Here is a 17,765-nt window from a genome sequence, read left to right on the forward strand (position 1 = left end):
GTGGCCGCGTCGCACTCCCCACCCGCCGCCCATGCCCGCACAACCCCCTGTCCCACCCACCGTGGTGTGGCTCCACCCCGAAGCGCCCGCCAAGCCGGCAGAAGGTGCGCCTTGCAATGGCTGTGGTCTGTGCTGCCTGGCCGAGCCTTGCCCGTTGGGTGTACTGGTCTCGCGCCGCCGCCGGGGCGCATGCGCGGCCCTGCGCTGGGACAATGCGGACCAGCGCTATTGGTGCGGCATGGTGGCCGACCCAGCCGGGGTGACGGGCATCACCCACCCCTGGGCGGTGCGTGCGATGTCGGCACTGGCGCGGCGCTGGATTGCGTCGGGCATTGGCTGCGATGCCCGGCTGGACGCGCAGGCGATGCCGCCTGACGGTCGGTAGGAATGTATTGCTATCAATTAAGTAGCTTTCTTGGTATATCCGACTGGCGCTACCGGTCGATTTGACTGAAATTCTCATGTCCCCACGCTGCGCCGTGCCAGATGCACGCCCGCCAGCATGCAGCGCACCGATCCGCCCGCCTGTTCGATGGTGGGCACCGCCAGCGGCAGCAGGCGCGCGCTGTGCTCGATGGTGGCCCGCTGCGCCGGTGTGAGGCTGGCCGCTGCCCGTGCAGACAATGCCAGCACCCGGCCCTGGGTACCCTGCAGCTCCAGCGCGTTGCCGGCAAATTCTCCAATCTGGTGGGGGCTCAGCTCGATGAGCTCCCGCCCCGTTTCGCGCAGCCGCGCGCACACGGCGTTGCGCCGCGCCGGGTCGGTGATCAGGTGAAAACCGCCCAGCGCAAAGTCAGTGCCCACACACAGCATCACATTGGTGTGATAGCACGGGTGGCCCTGGGCATCGGCCGTGGCAAAGGCCATGGGCTCGTAGTTGAAGTGTGTGCAAAAGCGCTCCAGGGCCACGGGGTCGGCGCGGTTCGATTGCGCGGTGTAGGCAATGCGACCGATGTGGTCGAGCACCATCGCCCCGGTGCCTTCCAAGAACATGCCGTCCGCCTCCAGGCCCGAGTAGTCGATCACGTCCTGCACGCGGTATTCGGCCTTGAGCAGCTCGATCACATCGCTGCGCCGCTCGCGCCGGCGGTTCGGTGCATACATCGGGTAGATGGCCACATGCCCGCCCGCATGGGTGGAGAACCAGTTGTTGGGAAACACCGCGTCGGGCGTGTCCCGCTCACCGGGGTCGTCGAACAGGTGCACGCGCACACCCGCGTCCTCAAGGCGCTCTGCCGCGGCCGTGACCTCGGCCAATGCGCGGCGTGAGGTTTCGCTCATAGCGTGCTGCGCGGTGCGCACCTGAAAGGCGTTGTCGGCGGCAGTTTCGGGGTTGGGGTGAAAGCGATGCGGGCGCACCATCACTACGGCGCTGGGGGCTTGGACTGAGGCATGCATGGCGGAGCGGGGTTGTGAAAGAGGAGGGGCGACCTGGAATTTTCTTGGCAGCCCTCGCTATCCTCTAGCCTCAGAACTGGTCAAAATGACGCAGAAATTGCCTTTCTGCCAGTTCTGAAACTCACTATGACCAAGCTCGACGACACCGACCGCGAAATCATCAGCATCCTGCGTGCCGACGCCCGCACCCCGGTCGCCACGCTGGCGCAAAAGCTGCGCGTGTCACGCGGCACAGTGCAAAACCGCCTGCACAAGATGGAGGAGAGCGGCGTCATCACCGGCTACACCGTGCGCCTGCGGCCCGACTCCGAGCCCCAGCGCATCCGCGCCTGGATGAGCATTGCCGTGGAGGGCAACGCCGCCCCCGCCGTGATCCGCGCGCTGCGCGGCGAGCCCACGGTGGGCACGCTGCACACCACCAACGGCCGCTGGGACATCGTGGCCGAGGTGCGCGCCGAGAGCCTGGAGGCGTTTGACGCAGCCCTGGGCCGCATCCGCCTCACGCCCGGCATTGCCAACACCGAAACCAGCATCCTGCTGTCCACCTACAAGGCGTGACGCGGCGCCGGCGATGCACTGGCTCAAGGGCTGCGTGCTGGCGCCTTGGTGACGTTGGCTAGGGGGTTTCCGCATACCCTCCCCGCGCGGCCTGCAGTCCAATAGCGAGTCCGTGTTTTCGCTTTTTCAGGAGCCCCGCCATGCAACGTCGCCAGATCATCCAATGGGGAGCCGCCAGCCTGGTCGCCCCCGCATTCCTGGCACAGGCCCAGAGCTTTCCCAACAAGCCCATCAAGCTGGTCATCGCCTTCCCGGCCGGTGGCCCCACCGACATCACCATGCGGTCGCTGGCCGACAACGCCAGCAAGATCCTGGGCCAGCCCGTGATCGTGGAAAACAAGCCCGGTGCAGGCGGCACATTGCCCGCACAGCAGCTGCAAACTTCTCCAGCCGATGGCTACACGGTGGCGCAGATTCCGCTGGGCGTGTTCCGCCTGCCTTACACCACCAAGATCAACTGGGACCCGGTCAAGGACATCAGCTACGTGCTCAACGTCACCGGCTACGCGTTTGGCCTGGTGGTGCCCGCCGACTCGCCGCTCAAGACCTGGACACACTTCGTAGCCTGGGCCAAGGCCAACCCGGGCAAGCTGAGCTACGGCTCCACCGGCACCATGACCAGCCCGCACCTGACCATGGAACTCATCGCGCAGCAGCTGGGCATCGAGCTGCTGCACGTGCCCTACAAGGGCAGCGCCGACCTCATGCAGTCCATCCTTGGCGGGCAGATCATGGCGGCAGCCGACTCCACCGGCTTTGCGCCGCAGGTCGAGGCCGGCAAGCTGCGCGTGCTCAACACCTGGGGTGCCGAGCGCCTGGCCAAGTTCCCCGATGCGCCCACGCTCAAGGAGCTGGGCCTGAACCTGGTGCAGAACTCGCCGTTTGGCATTGGCGCCCCCAAGGGCACGCCCGATGCGGTGGTCAAGCGCCTGCATGACGCCTTCAAGCAGGCCATGGAGCAGGACAGCTACAAGACGGCCCTCGCCCGCTACGACATGGTGCCGATGTACATGAGCACGTCGGCGTACAAGAAGTTTGCGCAGGACACCTTCACCCGCGAGAAGGCGCTGGTCGAGAAACTGGGCTTGGCCAAACCCACCTGAGGCCACGCCCTTTGGAGGGGGCAATGCGTTCCGTGTGATGATCCGCAGCATTGAACGGAACTCACACACGATATGGCATCCCCCTCCGACAGCATCAGCATGGCCCTGTTCTGCGACTTTGAAAACGTCGCCCTGGGCGTGCGCGATGCTCAGTACGAAAAGTTCGACATCAAGCCCATCCTGGAGCGCCTGCTGCTCAAGGGCTCCATCGTGGTCAAGAAGGCCTATTGCGACTGGGAGCGCTACAAGGGCTTCAAGGCCACCATGCACGAGGCGAATTTCGAGCTGATCGAAATCCCACACGTGCGCCAGTCGGGCAAAAATTCGGCCGACATCCGCCTGGTGGTGGACGCGCTGGACCTTTGCTACACCAAGTCGCACGTCAACACCTTCGTCATCATCAGCGGTGACTCGGACTTCTCTCCGCTCGTGTCCAAGCTGCGCGAGAACAACAAGCAGGTCATCGGCGTGGGCGTGAAGCAGTCCACATCCGACCTGTTGATCGCCAACTGCGACGAGTTCATCTTTTACGACGACCTGGTGCGTGAAAACCAGCGTGCCCAGGCCCGCCGCCAGAGCCCTGGCAGCAACCCGCCGCCCGCGCCCCGCCGCAGCCCCGAAGAAGAACGCAGCCGCAAGGAAAGCCAGGACGCACGCCGCACCCAGGGCGTGGAGCTGGCCGCCGAGACCTTCGAGGCCCTGCTGCTGGAACGCGGCGACACCGGCAAGATCTGGGCCTCGGTGCTCAAGGAGGCCATCAAGCGCCGCAAACCCGATTTCAGCGAAGGCCGGTATGGCTTTCGCACCTTCGGCAACCTGCTCGAAGAAGCGCAGGCACGTGGGCTGCTGGAGTTTGGGCGCGATGAAAAATCGGGTGCGTACGTGTACCGCAGCCATGGTGGGCCGAGCGCTCCAGCCGCGCCCGTACGGCCTGAAGGGGCGGCCAGTGAGCGCACCGGCCAGAGCGGAGCTACACGGCACGATTTCCATGCGGTGGCGACGGCACCCGATCTGCGTTCTGACAGCGAAGAAGGGCAGGGCGCGCCGGGCCGCAGCCGAGGGCGCCGTGGTGAGGGTACGGATCGCGCAGACCGCGTAGACACTCGCCCCACGCAGCGCAATCAACACCCTGAGTCCGAGCAGGTCGATACTCCCGCTGAGCGTCCGGCCAGCCGTTACTTCAGCCAGTCCGTGGCCCCCGAGGCTGCGCTGCCTGAGCCGGTGATCGACACTACCCCGCTGCAAGAAATGCGCTCCGAAGTGGAAGAAGGTGAGGACACGCCGAAAGTCGGAGCATCCACCGAGGCCGATGGCCCGGAGGCCTCCACCCCTCGCCGCAGCCGTGCGCGCAGTGGAGATGGCGCAAAGCCCGGCGCCAGCCCCCGCAAGGCAGCCGCGCCCCGTGCACGCAGCGCGCGCGCTGGAGGGGATGCGGTAAGTGCCGAGTCCTCTAGTGCCGCGCCAGAGGCCTCTGACGCCGAGGCAGAAGGCACCACGCCCGCCAAGGCGCCCGCTGCCCGTCCCCGCAGCCGGGCCCGCAAGCCGGCTACCAAACCCGCTGAGTAAGCGTTAGCGGGCTGCGGCGGTGGCCGCGCGCCGCAACGCCAGCCTGTCCCGCACCTCTTCGTAGCGCGGCGGCGTGCAACCCGCCCGCTCCACACAGTGGCTGGCGCTGGCCAGCGCGTGGTGCAGCACGGCGCGTAGCCGGGCTTCCGTGATGGGCGCCGTGATGCCCACCGCACGCAGGGCCAGCGCTTCCTCCCCCCGCTCGGGCCCGGCCAGCAGGGCGGTGATCAACCCCGCCAAAAAGCAGTCGCCCGCACCCACCGTGTCCACCACCGTGATTGGCGCCTCCTCGCGCGCATGCACGGCCAGCCCATCACGCTGCAGCAGCCAGGCGCCGCCTGGCCCCAGGGTCAGGGCCAGCCATTGCGCCTGCGTCCGCAGCTGCAGGGTGTGGGCGCGTTCCAGCGCGGTGGCGCCCGGCACGGCCAGCGCTTCCAGGTCGTCGTCGCTCACCTTGATGAGGTGGGCGTGTTGCAGGGCGGCCATCACATTGGCGCGGTAGGCGTCGGCGTCGTCCACGGCCGACAGGCGCAGGTTGGCGTCGACCACCACCATGCGGCCCGCTGCGCGCTGTGCTGCCAGCCAGGGCTGGTAGATGGCAGCGTCTTGCGCCACCAACGCCAGGCAGCCCGTGGCCACCACCTGCAGGTCGGGTAACGCAGCGCAGGCGGCCGTCAGCGCCGCTGCCGTCACCTGGCGGTCGGCCACGCCATCGCGGTAGAAGCTGTAGCTGGCCTTGCCCTCGGCATCCAGCGCGGCCAGGGCCAGCGCACTGGGCGCACGCACTGGCGCAGGGGTGGCCAGGGCCACGCCCGCATCGTCCAGGCCACGCGCCAATTGCCGCCCCAGCATGTCGCCCGATAGCGGGTTGAGGTACTGCGTGCCCACGCCCTGCAGGCCCAGCGCGCGGGTGAGGTTGTAGACCGCGCCGCCCGCGCAGGGCTTCAGGCGGCCATCGGGCTCTTCGATCAGGTCAAACAAAGCCTCCCCCGCCGTGGCCACCCGCAGCGGCGATGCGGTGGGTGCGCTGGAGGTGGGGGCAGAACCGGCGGGCTGGATAGGGAAAACCATAAGTAAATCCACTTGATTTATTAACTTGTGGGCCACTATAGTTCGATCCCATCCACCCGACAAGAGTGGTTCACCTGCCAGCCGCGCAGCACGGGGCCGACAGGAATCTGCCATCCCAACACCCGGAGACAACGCCATGCAACGCACCCCCGCTTTCGCGCTTTCTGCCCTTGCCCTCACCGGCGCCCTGGCCTGTGGCCTGGCCCAGGCGCAAGCATCCGAGCCCGTCATCGGTCTCATCACCAAGACCGAGACCAACCCCTTCTTCGTGAAGATGAAAGAGGGCGCCACGGCCGAGGCCAAGAAGCTGGGCGCCAAGCTGGTGTCGGCCGCGGGCAAGACCGATGGCGACAACGCGGGCCAGGTCACGGCCATGGAGAACCTGATCGCCGCCGGCGCCAAGACCATTCTCATCACCCCCAGCGATGCCAAGGCCATCGTGCCTGCCATCAAGAAGGCGCAGGCCAAGGGTGTAATGGTGATCGCGCTGGACAGCCCCACCGAGCCCATGGAAGCGACGGACGCGCTGTTTGCCACCGACAACTACAAGGCGGGCGAGCTGATCGGGCAGTACGCGAAGGCCGCTGCTGCGGGCAAGAAGCCCGTGATCGCCACGCTGGACCTGTTCCCCGGCCACCCCGTGGGCGCGCAGCGGCACAACGGCTTCTTGAAGGGCTTCGGCCTGCAGGCCAACGATGCCAAGAGCAATGAGCTGTCGCGCCCCGCCGAAGTGGTCTGCATGGCCGACAGCTTTGGTGACCGCGCCAAGGGCCAGACCGGCATGGAAAACTGTCTGCAGAAGAACCCCGACATCAACATCGTCTACACCATCAACGAGCCCGCCGCCGCCGGTGCCTACAACGCGCTCAAGGCCGCAGGCAAGGAGAAGAACGTGCTCATCGTCTCGGTGGACGGCGGCTGCGCAGGCATTGCCGACGTGGGCAAGGGCGTGATCGCCGCCACCAGCCAGCAGTACCCGCTGCGCATGGCCGCCATGGGCGTGGCGGCTGGTGTGGAATACGCCAAGACCGGCAAGAAGGTCAGCGGCTACACCGACACCGGCGTGACGCTGATCGCTGCCAAGCCCATGGCGGGCGTGGACAGCAAGGATGTGAAGACCGGCACCGACCTGTGCTGGGGCGCCAAGTAAGCCGCCTCTGCTGAATAGGCGCCAGGCAAGCCGCAACGGGCCTGCCTGAGCGTCCCCTTTGTCCACCCGCACGGAGCCGCCATGTCCTCGACCGCTTCCAAACTACCGCCGCTGGCCACGCTGGGGCCGTTTATTGCGCTGATTCTCGCGTGCGCGTTTTTTGCCACGCAGAGCGAGCGTTTTCTGTCGGCGCAGAACTTCGCGCTCATCCTGCAGCAGGTCATGGTGGTGGCGGTCATCGCCATTGGCCAGACGCTGGTCATCCTCACGGCGGGCATTGATCTGTCGTGCGGCATGGTGATGGCGCTGGGCGGCATCGTGATGACCAAGATGGCGGCGGACTACGGCTTCTCGGCCCCCGTGGCGATTGCCTGCGGCATGGCGGTGACCATGCTGTTTGGTCTGGTCAACGGCCTCTTGGTCACCAAGATCAAGCTGCCGCCTTTCATCGTCACGCTGGGCACGCTCAACATCGCGTTTGCCGCCACGCAGCTGTACTCGGGCGCGCAGACCATCACCGACATCCCTGCGGGCATGACAGCGCTGGGCAACACCTTCCAGCTGGGCCAGACCGCCATCGTCTGGGGCGCGGTGCTCATGCTGGTGCTGTACCTCGTCACCTGGTTTGCGCTGCGCGAGACCGCGCCGGGCCGCCATGTGTACGCCGTGGGCAACAGCCCCGAGGCCACGCGCCTCACCGGCATTGCCACCGACAAGGTGCTGCTGGGCGTGTATGTGCTGGCGGGCCTGTTCTACGGCATCGCATCGCTGCTGTCGGTGGCGCGCACCGGCGCGGGCGACCCCAATGCGGGCCAGACCGAGAACCTGGACGCCATCAGCGCCGTGGTGCTGGGTGGTACCAGCCTGTTTGGCGGGCGCGGCGTCATCCTGGGCACGCTGGTGGGTGCGCTCATCGTGGGCGTGTTCCGCAACGGGCTCACGCTGATGGGCGTGTCGTCGGTGTACCAGATCCTGGTCACCGGCATCCTCGTGATCCTGGCCGTGGCCACCGACCAACTCTCGCGCAAAGGAGTGCGTTGATCATGAGCAACTCCACCCACACAACGAGCGCCCCGCTGGTCATGCAGGCCAAGGGCCTGGTCAAGCGCTACGGGCAGGTCACCGCGCTCGACGGCGCGGACTTTGAACTGCGCGCTGGGGAGATCCTGGCCGTGATCGGCGACAACGGCGCGGGCAAGTCCAGCCTCATCAAGGCGCTGTCGGGCGCCACGGTGCCGGACGACGGCGAGATCCTGCTCGACGGCCAGCGCATTCAGTTCAAGAGCCCCATCGACGCGCGCCGCGCGGGTATCGAAACCGTGTACCAGGACCTGGCCGTGGCCCCGGCCATGACCATTGCCGAGAACCTGTTCCTCGGACGCGAACTGCGCCGCCCTGGCTTGCTGGGCAGCGCCCTGCGCATGCTCGACAAAAAGAAGATGCTCGAAGAAAGCGTGGCCCGCATGGCCGAGCTGAAGGTGGGCATCCGCTCCATGACGCAGGCGGTGGAGACACTCTCGGGCGGCCAGCGCCAGTGCGTGGCCGTGGCGCGTGCGGCAGCGTTTGCACGCCACGTTGTCATCATGGACGAGCCCACCGCTGCCCTGGGCGTGAAGGAGGGCAACATGGTGCTGGAGCTGATCCGCCGCGTGCGCGACAAGGGCCTGCCCGTGATCCTCATCAGCCACAACATGCCCCATGTGTTCGAGATTGCCGATCGCATCCACATCGCCCGCCTGGGCAAGCGTGCGGCCGTGGTCAACCCGAAAAAGATCAGCATGAGCGACACCGTGGCCGTGATGACGGGGGCGATGGCCGCGTCTGACCTGCCCGCCGACTGCCTCGCCTGATCACACTTCCATGCTCAAAAACATCGACCCCCTGCTGACCCCCGATCTGCTCAAGGTGCTGGCCGAGATGGGCCACGACGACGCGATCGTGCTGGCCGACGCCAACTTCACCGCCATGAGTCTGGGCGCGGGCAAGCCCGTGCTGCGCCTGCCCGGCATTGGCATGGCGCGCGCTGTGCAGGCCGTGGCCAGCGTGTTGCCCCTGGCGCAGGACGTGGCCCACCCCGTGGCCTACATGCAGGTGGGCGGTACCGAGGTGCCGTACCGATCGGCCCTGCAGCGCGAAACCCTGGACGTGCTGGCACGCGAGGGCGTGGCCAGTGAGCAGGCCGAGGGCGTGGAGCGTTTTGCGTTCTACGAGCGCGTCAAAAAGGCCTATGCGATCGTTGTGACGGGCGAGCTGCAGCCCTGGGGCAACTTCCTGCTGCGCAAGGGCGTCATCGGCGACACTCTGAACGCCTGACCGATTTATCACCATGCTGGACACCGAAGCATCTCCACCTGCCGTTGACAACACCGCCGCCAGCCCCGCGCTGCTGCGCCAGCGCGGCTCCAACCATGTGGGGCTGCGCCAGTTCAACGAGCGCGTGGTGCTGCAGGCCCTGCGCACCCACGGCAGCCTAGCCAAGGCCGAGATGGCACGCGTCACAGGCCTCACAGCACAGACCATCGGCCTCATCACCGCCCGGCTCGACGAAGACCAGCTGCTGCGCCGCGAAGCGCCCGTGCGCGGCCGTGTGGGCCAGCCCTCGGTGCCGATTGGCCTGAACCCCGACGGCGCCTTTGCCATCGGCATCAAGATCGGCCGCCGCAGCGCCGATTGGCTGCTGGTGGACTTCACCGGCCACGTGCGCGAGCGCATCGTGCTCGACTACGCCTTCCCCGACATCGAGGTGCTGCTGCCCGCCATCCGCACGCACCTCAACCAGTTGCTCGACGGCCTGGGCTCGCTGCGCTCGCGCGTGGTGGGCGTGGGCGTGGCTGCGCCGTTCCAGTTGGGCGGCTGGCACCGCATGCTGGGGCTCACCGAAGCGCAGTCCGAGGCCTGGAACAACATCGACCTGGCCGAGCAAGTGCAGCAGATGACCGAGCTGCCCGTGAGTTTTGCCAAAGACACCTCCGCCGCCTGCGTGGCCGAGCTGCTGCAGGGCCGTGGGCGTGACATCTCCAGCTTTTTGTACCTCTTCATGGACACCTTTGTCGGCGGCGGGCTGGTCATCAACTCACACCTGCACCGGGGCCTGCATGGCAACGCAGGCGCCGTGGCCTCGCTGCCGCTGTCACCCGCCCAGCCGGGCCAGGCGCCCGCGCAGCTCATCAGCCAGGCCTCCCTGTGGGAACTGGAGCAGCGCTTTCGCGAACACGGCCTCGACCCCATGGCCGCCTACGACAAGCGCGTGCTGCAGGCACCGTGGCTGGAACACAGCCGGGGCTGGATCGCGCGCGCGGCTGCGGGTTTGGCGCATTGCATCGTCTCGGCCACCGCTTTTTTGGATCTGGATGCCGTGGTGGTCGATGGCGCTGCGGCCCCCGAGCTGCTGCAGGCGCTGTGCGAGGGCGCGCGGCACGCGCTGGCCGACTACAACTGGGAAGGCCTGCACCAGCCACCCCGGCTGGAGCTGGGCACCATGGGCTCGGACGCACGGGCTCTGGGTGGGGCGTTGCTGCCGCTGCACGCGTGTTTTGCGCCGGATACGGACATCTTCCTCAAGGCCTGATGGTTTGCTATTAAAATAATAGCTATTGCGGCATGTTTCACAAGCGCATGCGAGCGTTTTCAATCAAAACGACTTCCTGGCAGCCGCGCGCACAGTGATCCGTCGTGGGGTGGCTGGCTTCATCGCGTCAATCAGCCAGGGGCGGTGGCGATCCCACCCTGCCGCTTGATTTGCTCGTCGTTAGCGTCCCGCCAGAATCGCCCGCGCCACTTCCGCAAACCCCGCGCCCCGCTCGCTTTGGGTTACATAACGCGGCAGGTGCGTGAGCTGCGGCACAAACCGCGCAATGTTGGCCACGCCCACGCTGTGGGTGAAGTGCTGGAACATCGCCTGGTCATTGCCCGAGTCGCCCACAAACACCCAGCGGTCCAGATCCTGCGCCAGATCGCGACCCAGCAGCTCGCGCACGATCCAATTGGCGCCCTGCCATTTGTTGAAGTCCCCAAAGCAGCCGTGGATGTGGATGCTGCTTACCGTGGTCTGCATGCCTTCGCGCTGTAGCAGGGCCAGCACCCGCTGCACGGTCTCGGGCGCGTGCCGGTCGAATTCGGCGTAGTCAAAAGCCAGGTCGGTCTCGCGCCCAGCGCTGTCGCGGCTCAGGGCGACGCCTGGAACTTCGGCCGCCACCTGGGCAGCGATCTCGCGCATGCGAGCCTGATTGGAACTGCGCGTGGCGGCGTCCTGCTGGTAGCGCTTCACCAGCGTTGGTTGAGAGGCGAAGCCGCGGGTAAATGCCACAGCCCCGTTCTCCGCCACCATGGCGTCCACCGGCCAGGTTGAACCGGCAGGCCCGGCCATGAACGGTTCGCACCAGCCTATCGGCCGCCCGGTGATGGGGATGACCACCAGGCCCGCAGCCTTCAGGTCTGCCAGCGCCTGGAGTGCGTCGGACGTGATGGCGCCTTCGGTGGTGAGGGTGTCGTCGATGTCGGTGAGGATGCCTTGGAGCGGAGCCCGCGCCAAGGCGGGCCATTGGGTCAGCGGCTGCATGAAAGAGAACGAAGGTGTAGGGCGATCCAGTGCAAGGGCTTGGGCCGGAATCATTTCCTGGCGTATTCGGTAATGGCCTGGTAGAAGCGGTCGGACCCGTCCTTCGGGTTGTCGGGCCTCAGCTCCATGCGGTTCACGCCATGTTCGGCTCCGCCCTTGAAGCGATCGGGTATCACTGAGAAGTAATAGGGGCTGATGAAGCGGGCGCCCGCGTCATAGTGGGACTGCATGGCCGCTAGGTGCACGCCGTTCCCTTTCCATTGTTGCGGGTTGAATTCGGGCACGCCGTAATCGGTGACCTTGTTGCGTGTCATGAAATCGCGCAACCACGCGCTGTCGGTGGCGCCGCCGTACATGTTCAAGCCCTGTTTCCACGGCGCACTGCCGTTCAGTGTCTGTCCCGCGGCAAACAGCTGGGGGTTCCAGGAAGAGTTGACGTTGGGCACAATCTGATGGGAATAAAGCTTGTCTGCAGGCAGCCCGGCCTTGAGCGCCCACTGGTGGAAATCGCTCAGGAAGTCGTACACCTGCGATTCGCGGTAGCTGTTCCAGTCGCGCGCCACCGGGTTGTAGTACACATCCTGCAGGGGCTTGGGCAGGTCAAGCCACGAGCGCACGCCAGTAAGGGCTTTGGCATTCTTGAGGGACGGCAGTTCTGCCGTCCTGGTCGATACCACCCGCCCTTGGTCGCGGGGCACCACCACGAATTCCACCTCGGCTAGTTGGTAACGGCTGGTGCCGGATGTGGCGACGACCTGGGCACGGTGTCGGCCTGGAAGCAGGCCGCTGTAGTCGAAGTCATGGCGAAAGCCGGTATTCGGGCTGGCGATGGCGGTTTCGGCGCGGTACACGTCCAGCCGGTTCAGGCCGTAGGGAACAGGGCCGATAAGCCGGCCGTCGACGTACAGGTCCAGTTGTTGAATGGCCTTGTTGGGGTCCCAAAGCCAACCGGCAATAGGTAGCGTGCCGTCCGCGAATGCATCGTAATGCTCACCAAAGGAGGTGAGTTTTTCCTTGCGGATATTCTTTGAAGGCGCTTGGATGGCATCAAAGGACGCGTACGACAGCCCCGTCTGGGCGTTGAACCGTTCGATGGTCTGGTATCTGGCGCGCAGCCATTGGCGAAAGCCCGCCACCGAAGCGGGGCTGTAGTCCGTGACTTGGATGTCCTGGTAGGTACCCATGCCGCTCTCGAAATCAGGGAACATGTGGTGCAGTTCGCCCGCCAGGGTGTAGGCCACAACGCGGCTCTGTACTGCCTTGGGCAGTTTTCTGATGCGCTGCGCCACGTAGTGCAGGGCATCACGCCGGTATTTGTTGACGGGGATGGTCACATCCGTCGACAAGGTGTAGGGCATGATTCGGTAGCCGAAATAGTTCAGCTCGAGTGGTTTGCCGTCGCGCAACTGCATGAGGTTGCGGGGATCGCGCCGCAGTTCTTCGGTGATGGGGCCGATGGAGTCGAAGTGGTCGGCCGAGAAGTAGATGACCACCGGGCGCTGCACCTTGCTGATGACGCCCAGAAATTCATCCACACGCGCCGGATCAATGGCCCATCCCTTGGGGGTGGAACGGTACAGCCCCAGCAGTTGGAGTGTGGCGGTGTAACCCACCTGCACCGCGCCCTGGGGCCCGCCAGGCTCTAGCTTGTCCAGCAGCCGGGAAATGGCGGGAGCGCCGTCGAGCTTGCGTTCCCGGCAATAGGCGTAGGCTTCGTCGATGGAGCGCAGCTGAGGCTGCGCGACGGCTTCGTCGCAGAGAAACATGCCCTCGACGGTCGGTGCAATGACGAAGGGCGGGCGGGAGCCCTGCGCACTCGCGTTGAGGGCCATGGCAGCCATCAGCGCCAAACTGGCGCATCTCACGTTCTTGAACAGGAAGAGATGCATGAACGGCGCGTGGCGCAGGGATGATGGGAGGGGATTGTGCAACCCGTCGTCGCATGATCGACGCCGGTACGGCGGGGTTGTCAACGGGGGGGCGTGGAGACGTCTTCCAGCGACAGGCTCAATGGATCGGTCGGTAAGTTGCTCACGTCGTAGTGCAAAAAAGCAATCAGGCACTGTATGCCGATAAAAACGGGCAGTGCGGCAAGCATGACGGTGCCGCTGGTTGCTGGATGGCTGGTGCTGGCGCTGGCAATCCAATGCCATGCGCCAAAAGCAGAACCCGCCAGCACAAGCAGCGTTCCAAAGATGCTGTAAAGCGTGCCGACGTTGAAGTCCCGCACCAAGTAGCTATAGACATATCGTCGCCACAGCCGTGACGCATGTTTGCGCAAGAATTCGGGGAGAACCTTGCCAACCTGAAGATGAGACTGCTCGTCGGCATACACCGCGTCCATGGGCACGTCCTTGACCACGGCACGCACCGTGTTCAGGCGAAACAGCATGTCTGTTTCGAAGAAATAGCGCTGTTCCAGCTTGTCCAGTGGCAGCTCCGACAGCACGCAGGTGCGCGCGGCTGTGTATCCGTTGGTCGGATCCATGATGTTCCAGTAGCCGCAGCTGAGCTTGGTCAGAAAGGACAGCACCGCATTGCCGAACAGCCGCACCGGCGGCATACCTTGTATCGATTCTGGCCGGAAGAAACGGTTGCCCTTGGTGTAGTCGGCCTCTCCTCGCAGCAGTGGGCGCACGAAATGCGGCAGAAGCGCAGGGTTCATCTGGCCATCGCCGTCGATCTTCACCACGATGTCCATGCCATCAGCAATGGCTGCCTTGTAGGCGGTGACGATGGCTCCACCCACACCGCGGTTTTGCGGGTTGTAGAGCACACGTACCCGTGGATCGCGGTTGTGCTCTTCGATGAAGCGGCCGCTACCATCGGGGCAGGCGTCGTCCACAGCGTAGATGGCTTCCACCTCCGGGCCGATGGCGTTGATCACATCCAGTACGTGCTGGGTGACCTTGTAGCAGGGGATGGCGACCGCGATCTGTCCCGCCTGGGGTGTTATGAGCGGCATCATGCAGATTTCGCTGCGAGCGCCACGCCCAAGAGAATCAGTGCGCCGCCTGCCAGGGTCTGCAACGTGACGGCCTCACCTAACCACAAGCGCGCAAGCAGTGGCACGACTATAAAGGCCAGACCCATGAAAGGATAGGCCAGCGATAGCGGTGCAATGCGTAAGACCCAGACCCAGCCGAACGTTGTTAATGCATATAGAGCTAGGGCAACTAAGAGCCAGACATTCGACGCCCAGTCATACCAGCTAGGCGAAGCGGGGAGGCTCAAGGCGGCTTTTTTAAACAGCAATTGCCCCAACGATATACCGAGGACACAGGTGAGGGTCGCAAAAATAGTAGTGAGCTGCATTGTTGGGCAGCAAGCCAGCACGCTGCTGCCTTGCGCTAAGAGTCAGTATTTGAGCCTATCCCGAGAAACGCTGGAATCAGCACAAGCGGCATTGTAAAAAAAGGTAGCAAGTACCGATATTCCCCTGCAATCGAGAACAGCGTGATGGCGCCAAGCTGGATACCCATGGGGACGCCAACGAGCAATAGGGCGCGTTCACGCCGACGCCAGCCTGCAACCAGTGCCCACAGGGTCAGCGCTATGCCCACGAAAGGCGTCCACAAAAGCCACCTCCATTCGTAAGAGCACTCATATGCACGAAAAAGCCAAGTCTCGGCAGTCCCCCAGTCGTGCAGCCTGAAAAGGGACTTAGCTTTGAGTTGCGCCAGTACATGCACTGCATAGCTATGCGCAGGGAGGCCGCCTTGCGCAAAGGCCGACGTCAACATCACATTCAGCCGACTGCCCGCAAACCTTGGAATGTTGTGCCAAATGTTGTAGGTCAGGAACTGCCGGACCAGTGCCTTGCGGTCCTCCTTGGGCAGGCCCATCACGCGTGGACCCTGTGGGTTGAAAACGAGCGGGTCCCAATAGTCGGGGTCGTAGTACCGCACTACTTGGTCATAAATCCCTCGCCGTTGCAGCAGTTGTACCGTATCGGGGAGCACGCGGGGCTTGCTCGTCCAAAGATTCATGGGACGGGGTTGAAGGAAATTGGCTGTCTCGAAGATGGCCAATGGAAAGAGCACCCCGTGGCTGGGGATGTCGCGGCGCGTTTGGGTAGCCACAATGTTCAGGCCGATGGATGTCAGTAGGATGACTGCAATCCACACTCGGCTGCGTCGGTCGACCCACAGCAGTGCAATCGCTACCGGGGCCAAGAAGATGATGCCGTTGGGCCTTGCGAACGCGGCAAACGGCAGGGTGGCCGCGGTGACCAGCAGTCCTGCCGTGCTCATTCGGCCTGTCTTCACGGCCAGCCACAACTCGAACAGCAAGCCGGCGACTGCTATGGCGTAGTATCCGTCCGGGTACAGGGTGCCTGCGAAATACACCATATGCGGAGTGGCACAGACGAGTAACAGAAGCGCTACACAGCTCTTGCGTAAGCCCTGCTGCCAGTACCAAGCCAGAATCCGTGAAAACACAAGCACCGCCAGTCCCATCAGGATGGCAATCGGTACCTCAACCCGGCGCGTGCCTTCATAGCAAAGCCTTACAAACCAATACCACAGTGCTGGTTTGCCGGAATGCTGGTTCGCTGGATGTTCGATCTCGAGCAGGACAGCAAGGCTGTCTTCGCCGAGCACTCCAGGCCAGAATGCCAGTAGCCAGCTGCCATATATTAACGCCAGCATGCTGGCGAACGAGACGAATGGTCGCCAAGGGAAGGGCAATTGCGAGCCCCAGGTTGTGTTATCGCCGCTCATTGGCTCAATTGGCATTGCCGAGCGCCAACCCCGCATGCTCCCGCAGCGGATGGAAATGGATCTTGGGAAACCGCTCCTGCGCCAGCCGCACGTCATACGGTGACGTGCACAGATACGCCAGCGTGTCCGCCGCATCGTGCGCCAGGCGCAGCGGGTAGGCGTCGGTGAAGGCGCGCAGGTCGGCCGCGTTGTCCGCAGTGATCCAGCGCGCGCCGGTGTACTGGCAGCCTTCCAGGCGCACGTCGGCGTCGTACTCGGCCTTCAGGCGGTGCTGTACCACTTCAAACTGCAGCTGGCCCACGGCGCCCAGCAGCATATTGCCGCCGGCATCGGGCTTGAAGACCTGGATCGCGCCTTCCTCGCCCAGCTGGGCCAGGCCCTGCTGGAGCTGCTTGGTGCGCAGCGGGTTCTTGAGAACCACGGTCATGAACATTTCGGGCGCGAAGAAGGGCAGGCCGGTGAACTGCAGGCTGGCGCCGTCGGTGATGGTGTCGCCCAGCTGCACACCGCCGTGGGTGGTAAAGCCGATGATGTCGCCCGCGTAGGCTTCTTCGACCGCCTCGCGGCGCTGGGACATGAAGGTGACGACCGAGGTGGGGCGCAGCTCCTTGGCGGTGCGTTGCACCTTGAGTTTCATCCCCGGCATGTACTTGCCCGAAGCCACGCGCACGAAGGCGATGCGGTCGCGGTGGTTGGCGTCCATGTTGGCCTGCACCTTGAACACCACGCCGGAGAAACCTTCGTCCTCGGGCTGGATGGTCTTGACCACGGGCTGCTTGTTCACTTCCAGCGTGCTCACGCGCGGGCCGGGCGGCGGGGCCATGTCCACCAGGGCGTCCAGCACTTCCATCACCCCGAAGTTGTTCACGCCGGAGCCGAAAAACACGGGGGTTAGCTTGCCAGCCAGGAAGGCCTCGTGGTCCCAGGCGGGGGAGGCGCCGGTGGCCAGCTCCATGCTGTCCATGGCTGCGTCGAACTCGGCGCCGAAGCGCGCGCGCAGTGTGTCTACGTCAGACAGCGGGATGGCCTCGAAGTCCTGCGGGCGGCGCTCGCTGCCGGACTCGAACACCGTCATGGTCTTGGTGCGCAGGTTGATGATGCCGCCGAAGCTCTTGCCCTGGCCCACGGGCCAGGTCATGGGGCAGCAGGGCATGCCCAGCTCGCGCTCGACCTCGTCCATGATGTCCAGCGGGTCGCGCACTTCGCGGTCCATCTTGTTGACGAAGGTGATGATGGGTGTATCGCGCTGGCGGCAGACCTCGATCAGGCGGCGCGTCTGCGCTTCCACGCCATTGGCCGCGTCGATCACCATCAGGGCGGAATCGACGGCGGTGAGCACGCGGTAGGTGTCTTCCGAGAAGTCCTTGTGGCCGGGTGTGTCGAGCAGGTTGATCACGTGGTCACGGTACAGCATCTGCATGACCGAACTGGCGACCGAGATGCCGCGCTGCTTTTCGATTTCCATCCAGTCGGACGTGGCATGGCGGCTGGCCTTGCGGCCCTTGACGGCGCCGGCGATCTGGATGGCGCCCGAGAACAGCAGCAGCTTTTCCGTCAGCGTCGTTTTACCGGCGTCGGGGTGGGAAATGATGGCAAAGGTGCGGCGGCGCCGGGTTTCTGGGGCGTAGGACACAGGG

The 17,765-nt window shown here is 64.8% G+C and carries 17 protein-coding genes; 9 read left to right on the plus strand and 8 right to left on the minus strand.

The features are described from left to right. Positions 1–31 precede the first annotated feature (31 nt). A complete protein-coding gene (locus tag C8C99_RS00280; protein ID WP_108624577.1) occupies positions 32–385 on the plus strand; it encodes a hypothetical protein in 354 nt (117 codons plus the stop codon). A gap of 74 nt (positions 386–459) precedes the next feature. Here C8C99_RS00280 and ctlX read toward each other — a convergent pair whose 3' ends face one another. Beyond that, positions 460–1,398 carry a citrulline utilization hydrolase CtlX gene (ctlX, locus tag C8C99_RS00285; RefSeq protein WP_108624578.1) on the minus strand — a complete coding sequence of 313 codons (939 nt, stop codon included), beginning with the start codon at positions 1,396–1,398 and terminating at the stop codon, positions 460–462. A gap of 126 nt (positions 1,399–1,524) precedes the next feature. On the opposite strand from ctlX, the gene C8C99_RS00290 reads away from it, so the two are divergent. The 3 genes from C8C99_RS00290 (at position 1,525) to C8C99_RS00300 (ending at position 4,625) form a co-directional block, all read left to right on the plus strand. Further along, positions 1,525–1,956, plus strand: coding sequence for an Lrp/AsnC family transcriptional regulator (locus tag C8C99_RS00290; protein WP_015015737.1), 432 nt, complete (start codon positions 1,525–1,527; stop codon positions 1,954–1,956). 140 nt (positions 1,957–2,096) lie between these two features. Beyond that, positions 2,097–3,059 (plus strand): tripartite tricarboxylate transporter substrate binding protein, encoded by a 963-nt coding sequence (locus C8C99_RS00295; protein ID WP_108624579.1) that lies wholly within the window; start codon positions 2,097–2,099, stop codon positions 3,057–3,059. A 72-nt stretch (positions 3,060–3,131) separates the two neighbouring features. Beyond that, on the plus strand, positions 3,132–4,625 hold the full coding sequence (locus C8C99_RS00300; RefSeq protein WP_108624580.1) for an NYN domain-containing protein: 1,494 nt from the start codon (positions 3,132–3,134) through the stop codon (positions 4,623–4,625). A gap of 3 nt (positions 4,626–4,628) precedes the next feature. On the opposite strand, the gene C8C99_RS00305 is transcribed toward C8C99_RS00300, so the two are convergent. Continuing rightward, positions 4,629–5,696: a PfkB family carbohydrate kinase gene (locus C8C99_RS00305; RefSeq protein WP_108624581.1), complete on the minus strand. Its 1,068-nt coding sequence runs from the start codon at positions 5,694–5,696 to the stop codon at positions 4,629–4,631. A gap of 136 nt (positions 5,697–5,832) precedes the next feature. On the opposite strand from C8C99_RS00305, the gene C8C99_RS00310 reads away from it, so the two are divergent. The 5 genes from C8C99_RS00310 (at position 5,833) to C8C99_RS00330 (ending at position 10,414) form a co-directional block, all read left to right on the plus strand. Then, complete coding sequence (locus tag C8C99_RS00310; RefSeq protein WP_108624582.1) at positions 5,833–6,846, plus strand: sugar ABC transporter substrate-binding protein; 1,014 nt, start codon at positions 5,833–5,835, stop codon at positions 6,844–6,846. 81 nt (positions 6,847–6,927) lie between these two features. Continuing rightward, entirely contained in the window at positions 6,928–7,887 is a 960-nt protein-coding gene (locus tag C8C99_RS00315) for an ABC transporter permease (RefSeq protein WP_108624583.1), read from the plus strand. 2 nt (positions 7,888–7,889) lie between these two features. Continuing rightward, positions 7,890–8,696 (plus strand): ATP-binding cassette domain-containing protein, encoded by an 807-nt coding sequence (locus tag C8C99_RS00320; RefSeq protein WP_108624584.1) that lies wholly within the window; start codon positions 7,890–7,892, stop codon positions 8,694–8,696. Between the two features lie 10 nt (positions 8,697–8,706). Further along, the gene (locus tag C8C99_RS00325) at positions 8,707–9,159 is read left to right on the plus strand and encodes an RbsD/FucU family protein (RefSeq protein ID WP_108624585.1); all 453 of its coding nucleotides are present in this window, start codon (positions 8,707–8,709) and stop codon (positions 9,157–9,159) included. A gap of 13 nt (positions 9,160–9,172) precedes the next feature. Then, positions 9,173–10,414 (plus strand): ROK family transcriptional regulator, encoded by a 1,242-nt coding sequence (locus tag C8C99_RS00330; RefSeq protein ID WP_108624586.1) that lies wholly within the window; start codon positions 9,173–9,175, stop codon positions 10,412–10,414. A gap of 180 nt (positions 10,415–10,594) precedes the next feature. Here C8C99_RS00330 and C8C99_RS00335 read toward each other — a convergent pair whose 3' ends face one another. From C8C99_RS00335 to C8C99_RS00360, 6 genes are all read right to left on the minus strand, one after another. After that, on the minus strand, positions 10,595–11,404 hold the full coding sequence (locus C8C99_RS00335) for an HAD-IIB family hydrolase (RefSeq protein ID WP_108624587.1): 810 nt from the start codon (positions 11,402–11,404) through the stop codon (positions 10,595–10,597). Positions 11,405–11,454: 50 nt separating this feature from the next. Continuing rightward, positions 11,455–13,293: a beta-galactosidase gene (locus C8C99_RS00340; RefSeq protein ID WP_056638920.1), complete on the minus strand. Its 1,839-nt coding sequence runs from the start codon at positions 13,291–13,293 to the stop codon at positions 11,455–11,457. An 80-nt stretch (positions 13,294–13,373) separates the two neighbouring features. Then, on the minus strand, positions 13,374–14,372 hold the full coding sequence (locus C8C99_RS00345; protein WP_056638915.1) for a glycosyltransferase family 2 protein: 999 nt from the start codon (positions 14,370–14,372) through the stop codon (positions 13,374–13,376). Beyond that, positions 14,369–14,719, minus strand: a complete 351-nt coding sequence (locus C8C99_RS00350) for a hypothetical protein (protein ID WP_056638912.1) — start codon at positions 14,717–14,719, stop codon at positions 14,369–14,371. The genes C8C99_RS00345 and C8C99_RS00350 overlap by 4 nt, the downstream gene beginning before the upstream one ends. Positions 14,720–14,754: 35 nt before the next feature. Continuing rightward, the gene (locus C8C99_RS00355) at positions 14,755–16,128 is read right to left on the minus strand and encodes a hypothetical protein (RefSeq protein WP_108624588.1); all 1,374 of its coding nucleotides are present in this window, start codon (positions 16,126–16,128) and stop codon (positions 14,755–14,757) included. Positions 16,129–16,132: 4 nt separating this feature from the next. Next, a complete protein-coding gene (locus C8C99_RS00360) occupies positions 16,133–17,761 on the minus strand; it encodes a peptide chain release factor 3 (protein WP_056638905.1) in 1,629 nt (542 codons plus the stop codon). Positions 17,762–17,765: the final 4 nt, after the last annotated feature.

Origin of the sequence: Acidovorax sp. 107 (genome assembly GCF_003058055.1) — a bacterium.
Lineage (GTDB): Bacteria > Pseudomonadota > Gammaproteobacteria > Burkholderiales > Burkholderiaceae_C > Acidovorax.

Coding starts and splice junctions, on each gene's coding strand:
- C8C99_RS00280 (WP_108624577.1), top strand. CDS start 32: ATGCCCGCACAACCCCCTGTCCCACCCACCGTGGTGTGGCTCCACCCC.
- ctlX (WP_108624578.1), bottom strand. CDS start 1,398: ATGCATGCCTCAGTCCAAGCCCCCAGCGCCGTAGTGATGGTGCGCCCG.
- C8C99_RS00290 (WP_015015737.1), top strand. CDS start 1,525: ATGACCAAGCTCGACGACACCGACCGCGAAATCATCAGCATCCTGCGT.
- C8C99_RS00295 (WP_108624579.1), top strand. CDS start 2,097: ATGCAACGTCGCCAGATCATCCAATGGGGAGCCGCCAGCCTGGTCGCC.
- C8C99_RS00300 (WP_108624580.1), top strand. CDS start 3,132: ATGGCATCCCCCTCCGACAGCATCAGCATGGCCCTGTTCTGCGACTTT.
- C8C99_RS00305 (WP_108624581.1), bottom strand. CDS start 5,696: ATGGTTTTCCCTATCCAGCCCGCCGGTTCTGCCCCCACCTCCAGCGCA.
- C8C99_RS00310 (WP_108624582.1), top strand. CDS start 5,833: ATGCAACGCACCCCCGCTTTCGCGCTTTCTGCCCTTGCCCTCACCGGC.
- C8C99_RS00315 (WP_108624583.1), top strand. CDS start 6,928: ATGTCCTCGACCGCTTCCAAACTACCGCCGCTGGCCACGCTGGGGCCG.
- C8C99_RS00320 (WP_108624584.1), top strand. CDS start 7,890: ATGAGCAACTCCACCCACACAACGAGCGCCCCGCTGGTCATGCAGGCC.
- C8C99_RS00325 (WP_108624585.1), top strand. CDS start 8,707: ATGCTCAAAAACATCGACCCCCTGCTGACCCCCGATCTGCTCAAGGTG.
- C8C99_RS00330 (WP_108624586.1), top strand. CDS start 9,173: ATGCTGGACACCGAAGCATCTCCACCTGCCGTTGACAACACCGCCGCC.
- C8C99_RS00335 (WP_108624587.1), bottom strand. CDS start 11,404: ATGCAGCCGCTGACCCAATGGCCCGCCTTGGCGCGGGCTCCGCTCCAA.
- C8C99_RS00340 (WP_056638920.1), bottom strand. CDS start 13,293: ATGCATCTCTTCCTGTTCAAGAACGTGAGATGCGCCAGTTTGGCGCTG.
- C8C99_RS00345 (WP_056638915.1), bottom strand. CDS start 14,372: ATGATGCCGCTCATAACACCCCAGGCGGGACAGATCGCGGTCGCCATC.
- C8C99_RS00350 (WP_056638912.1), bottom strand. CDS start 14,719: ATGCAGCTCACTACTATTTTTGCGACCCTCACCTGTGTCCTCGGTATA.
- C8C99_RS00355 (WP_108624588.1), bottom strand. CDS start 16,128: ATGAGCGGCGATAACACAACCTGGGGCTCGCAATTGCCCTTCCCTTGG.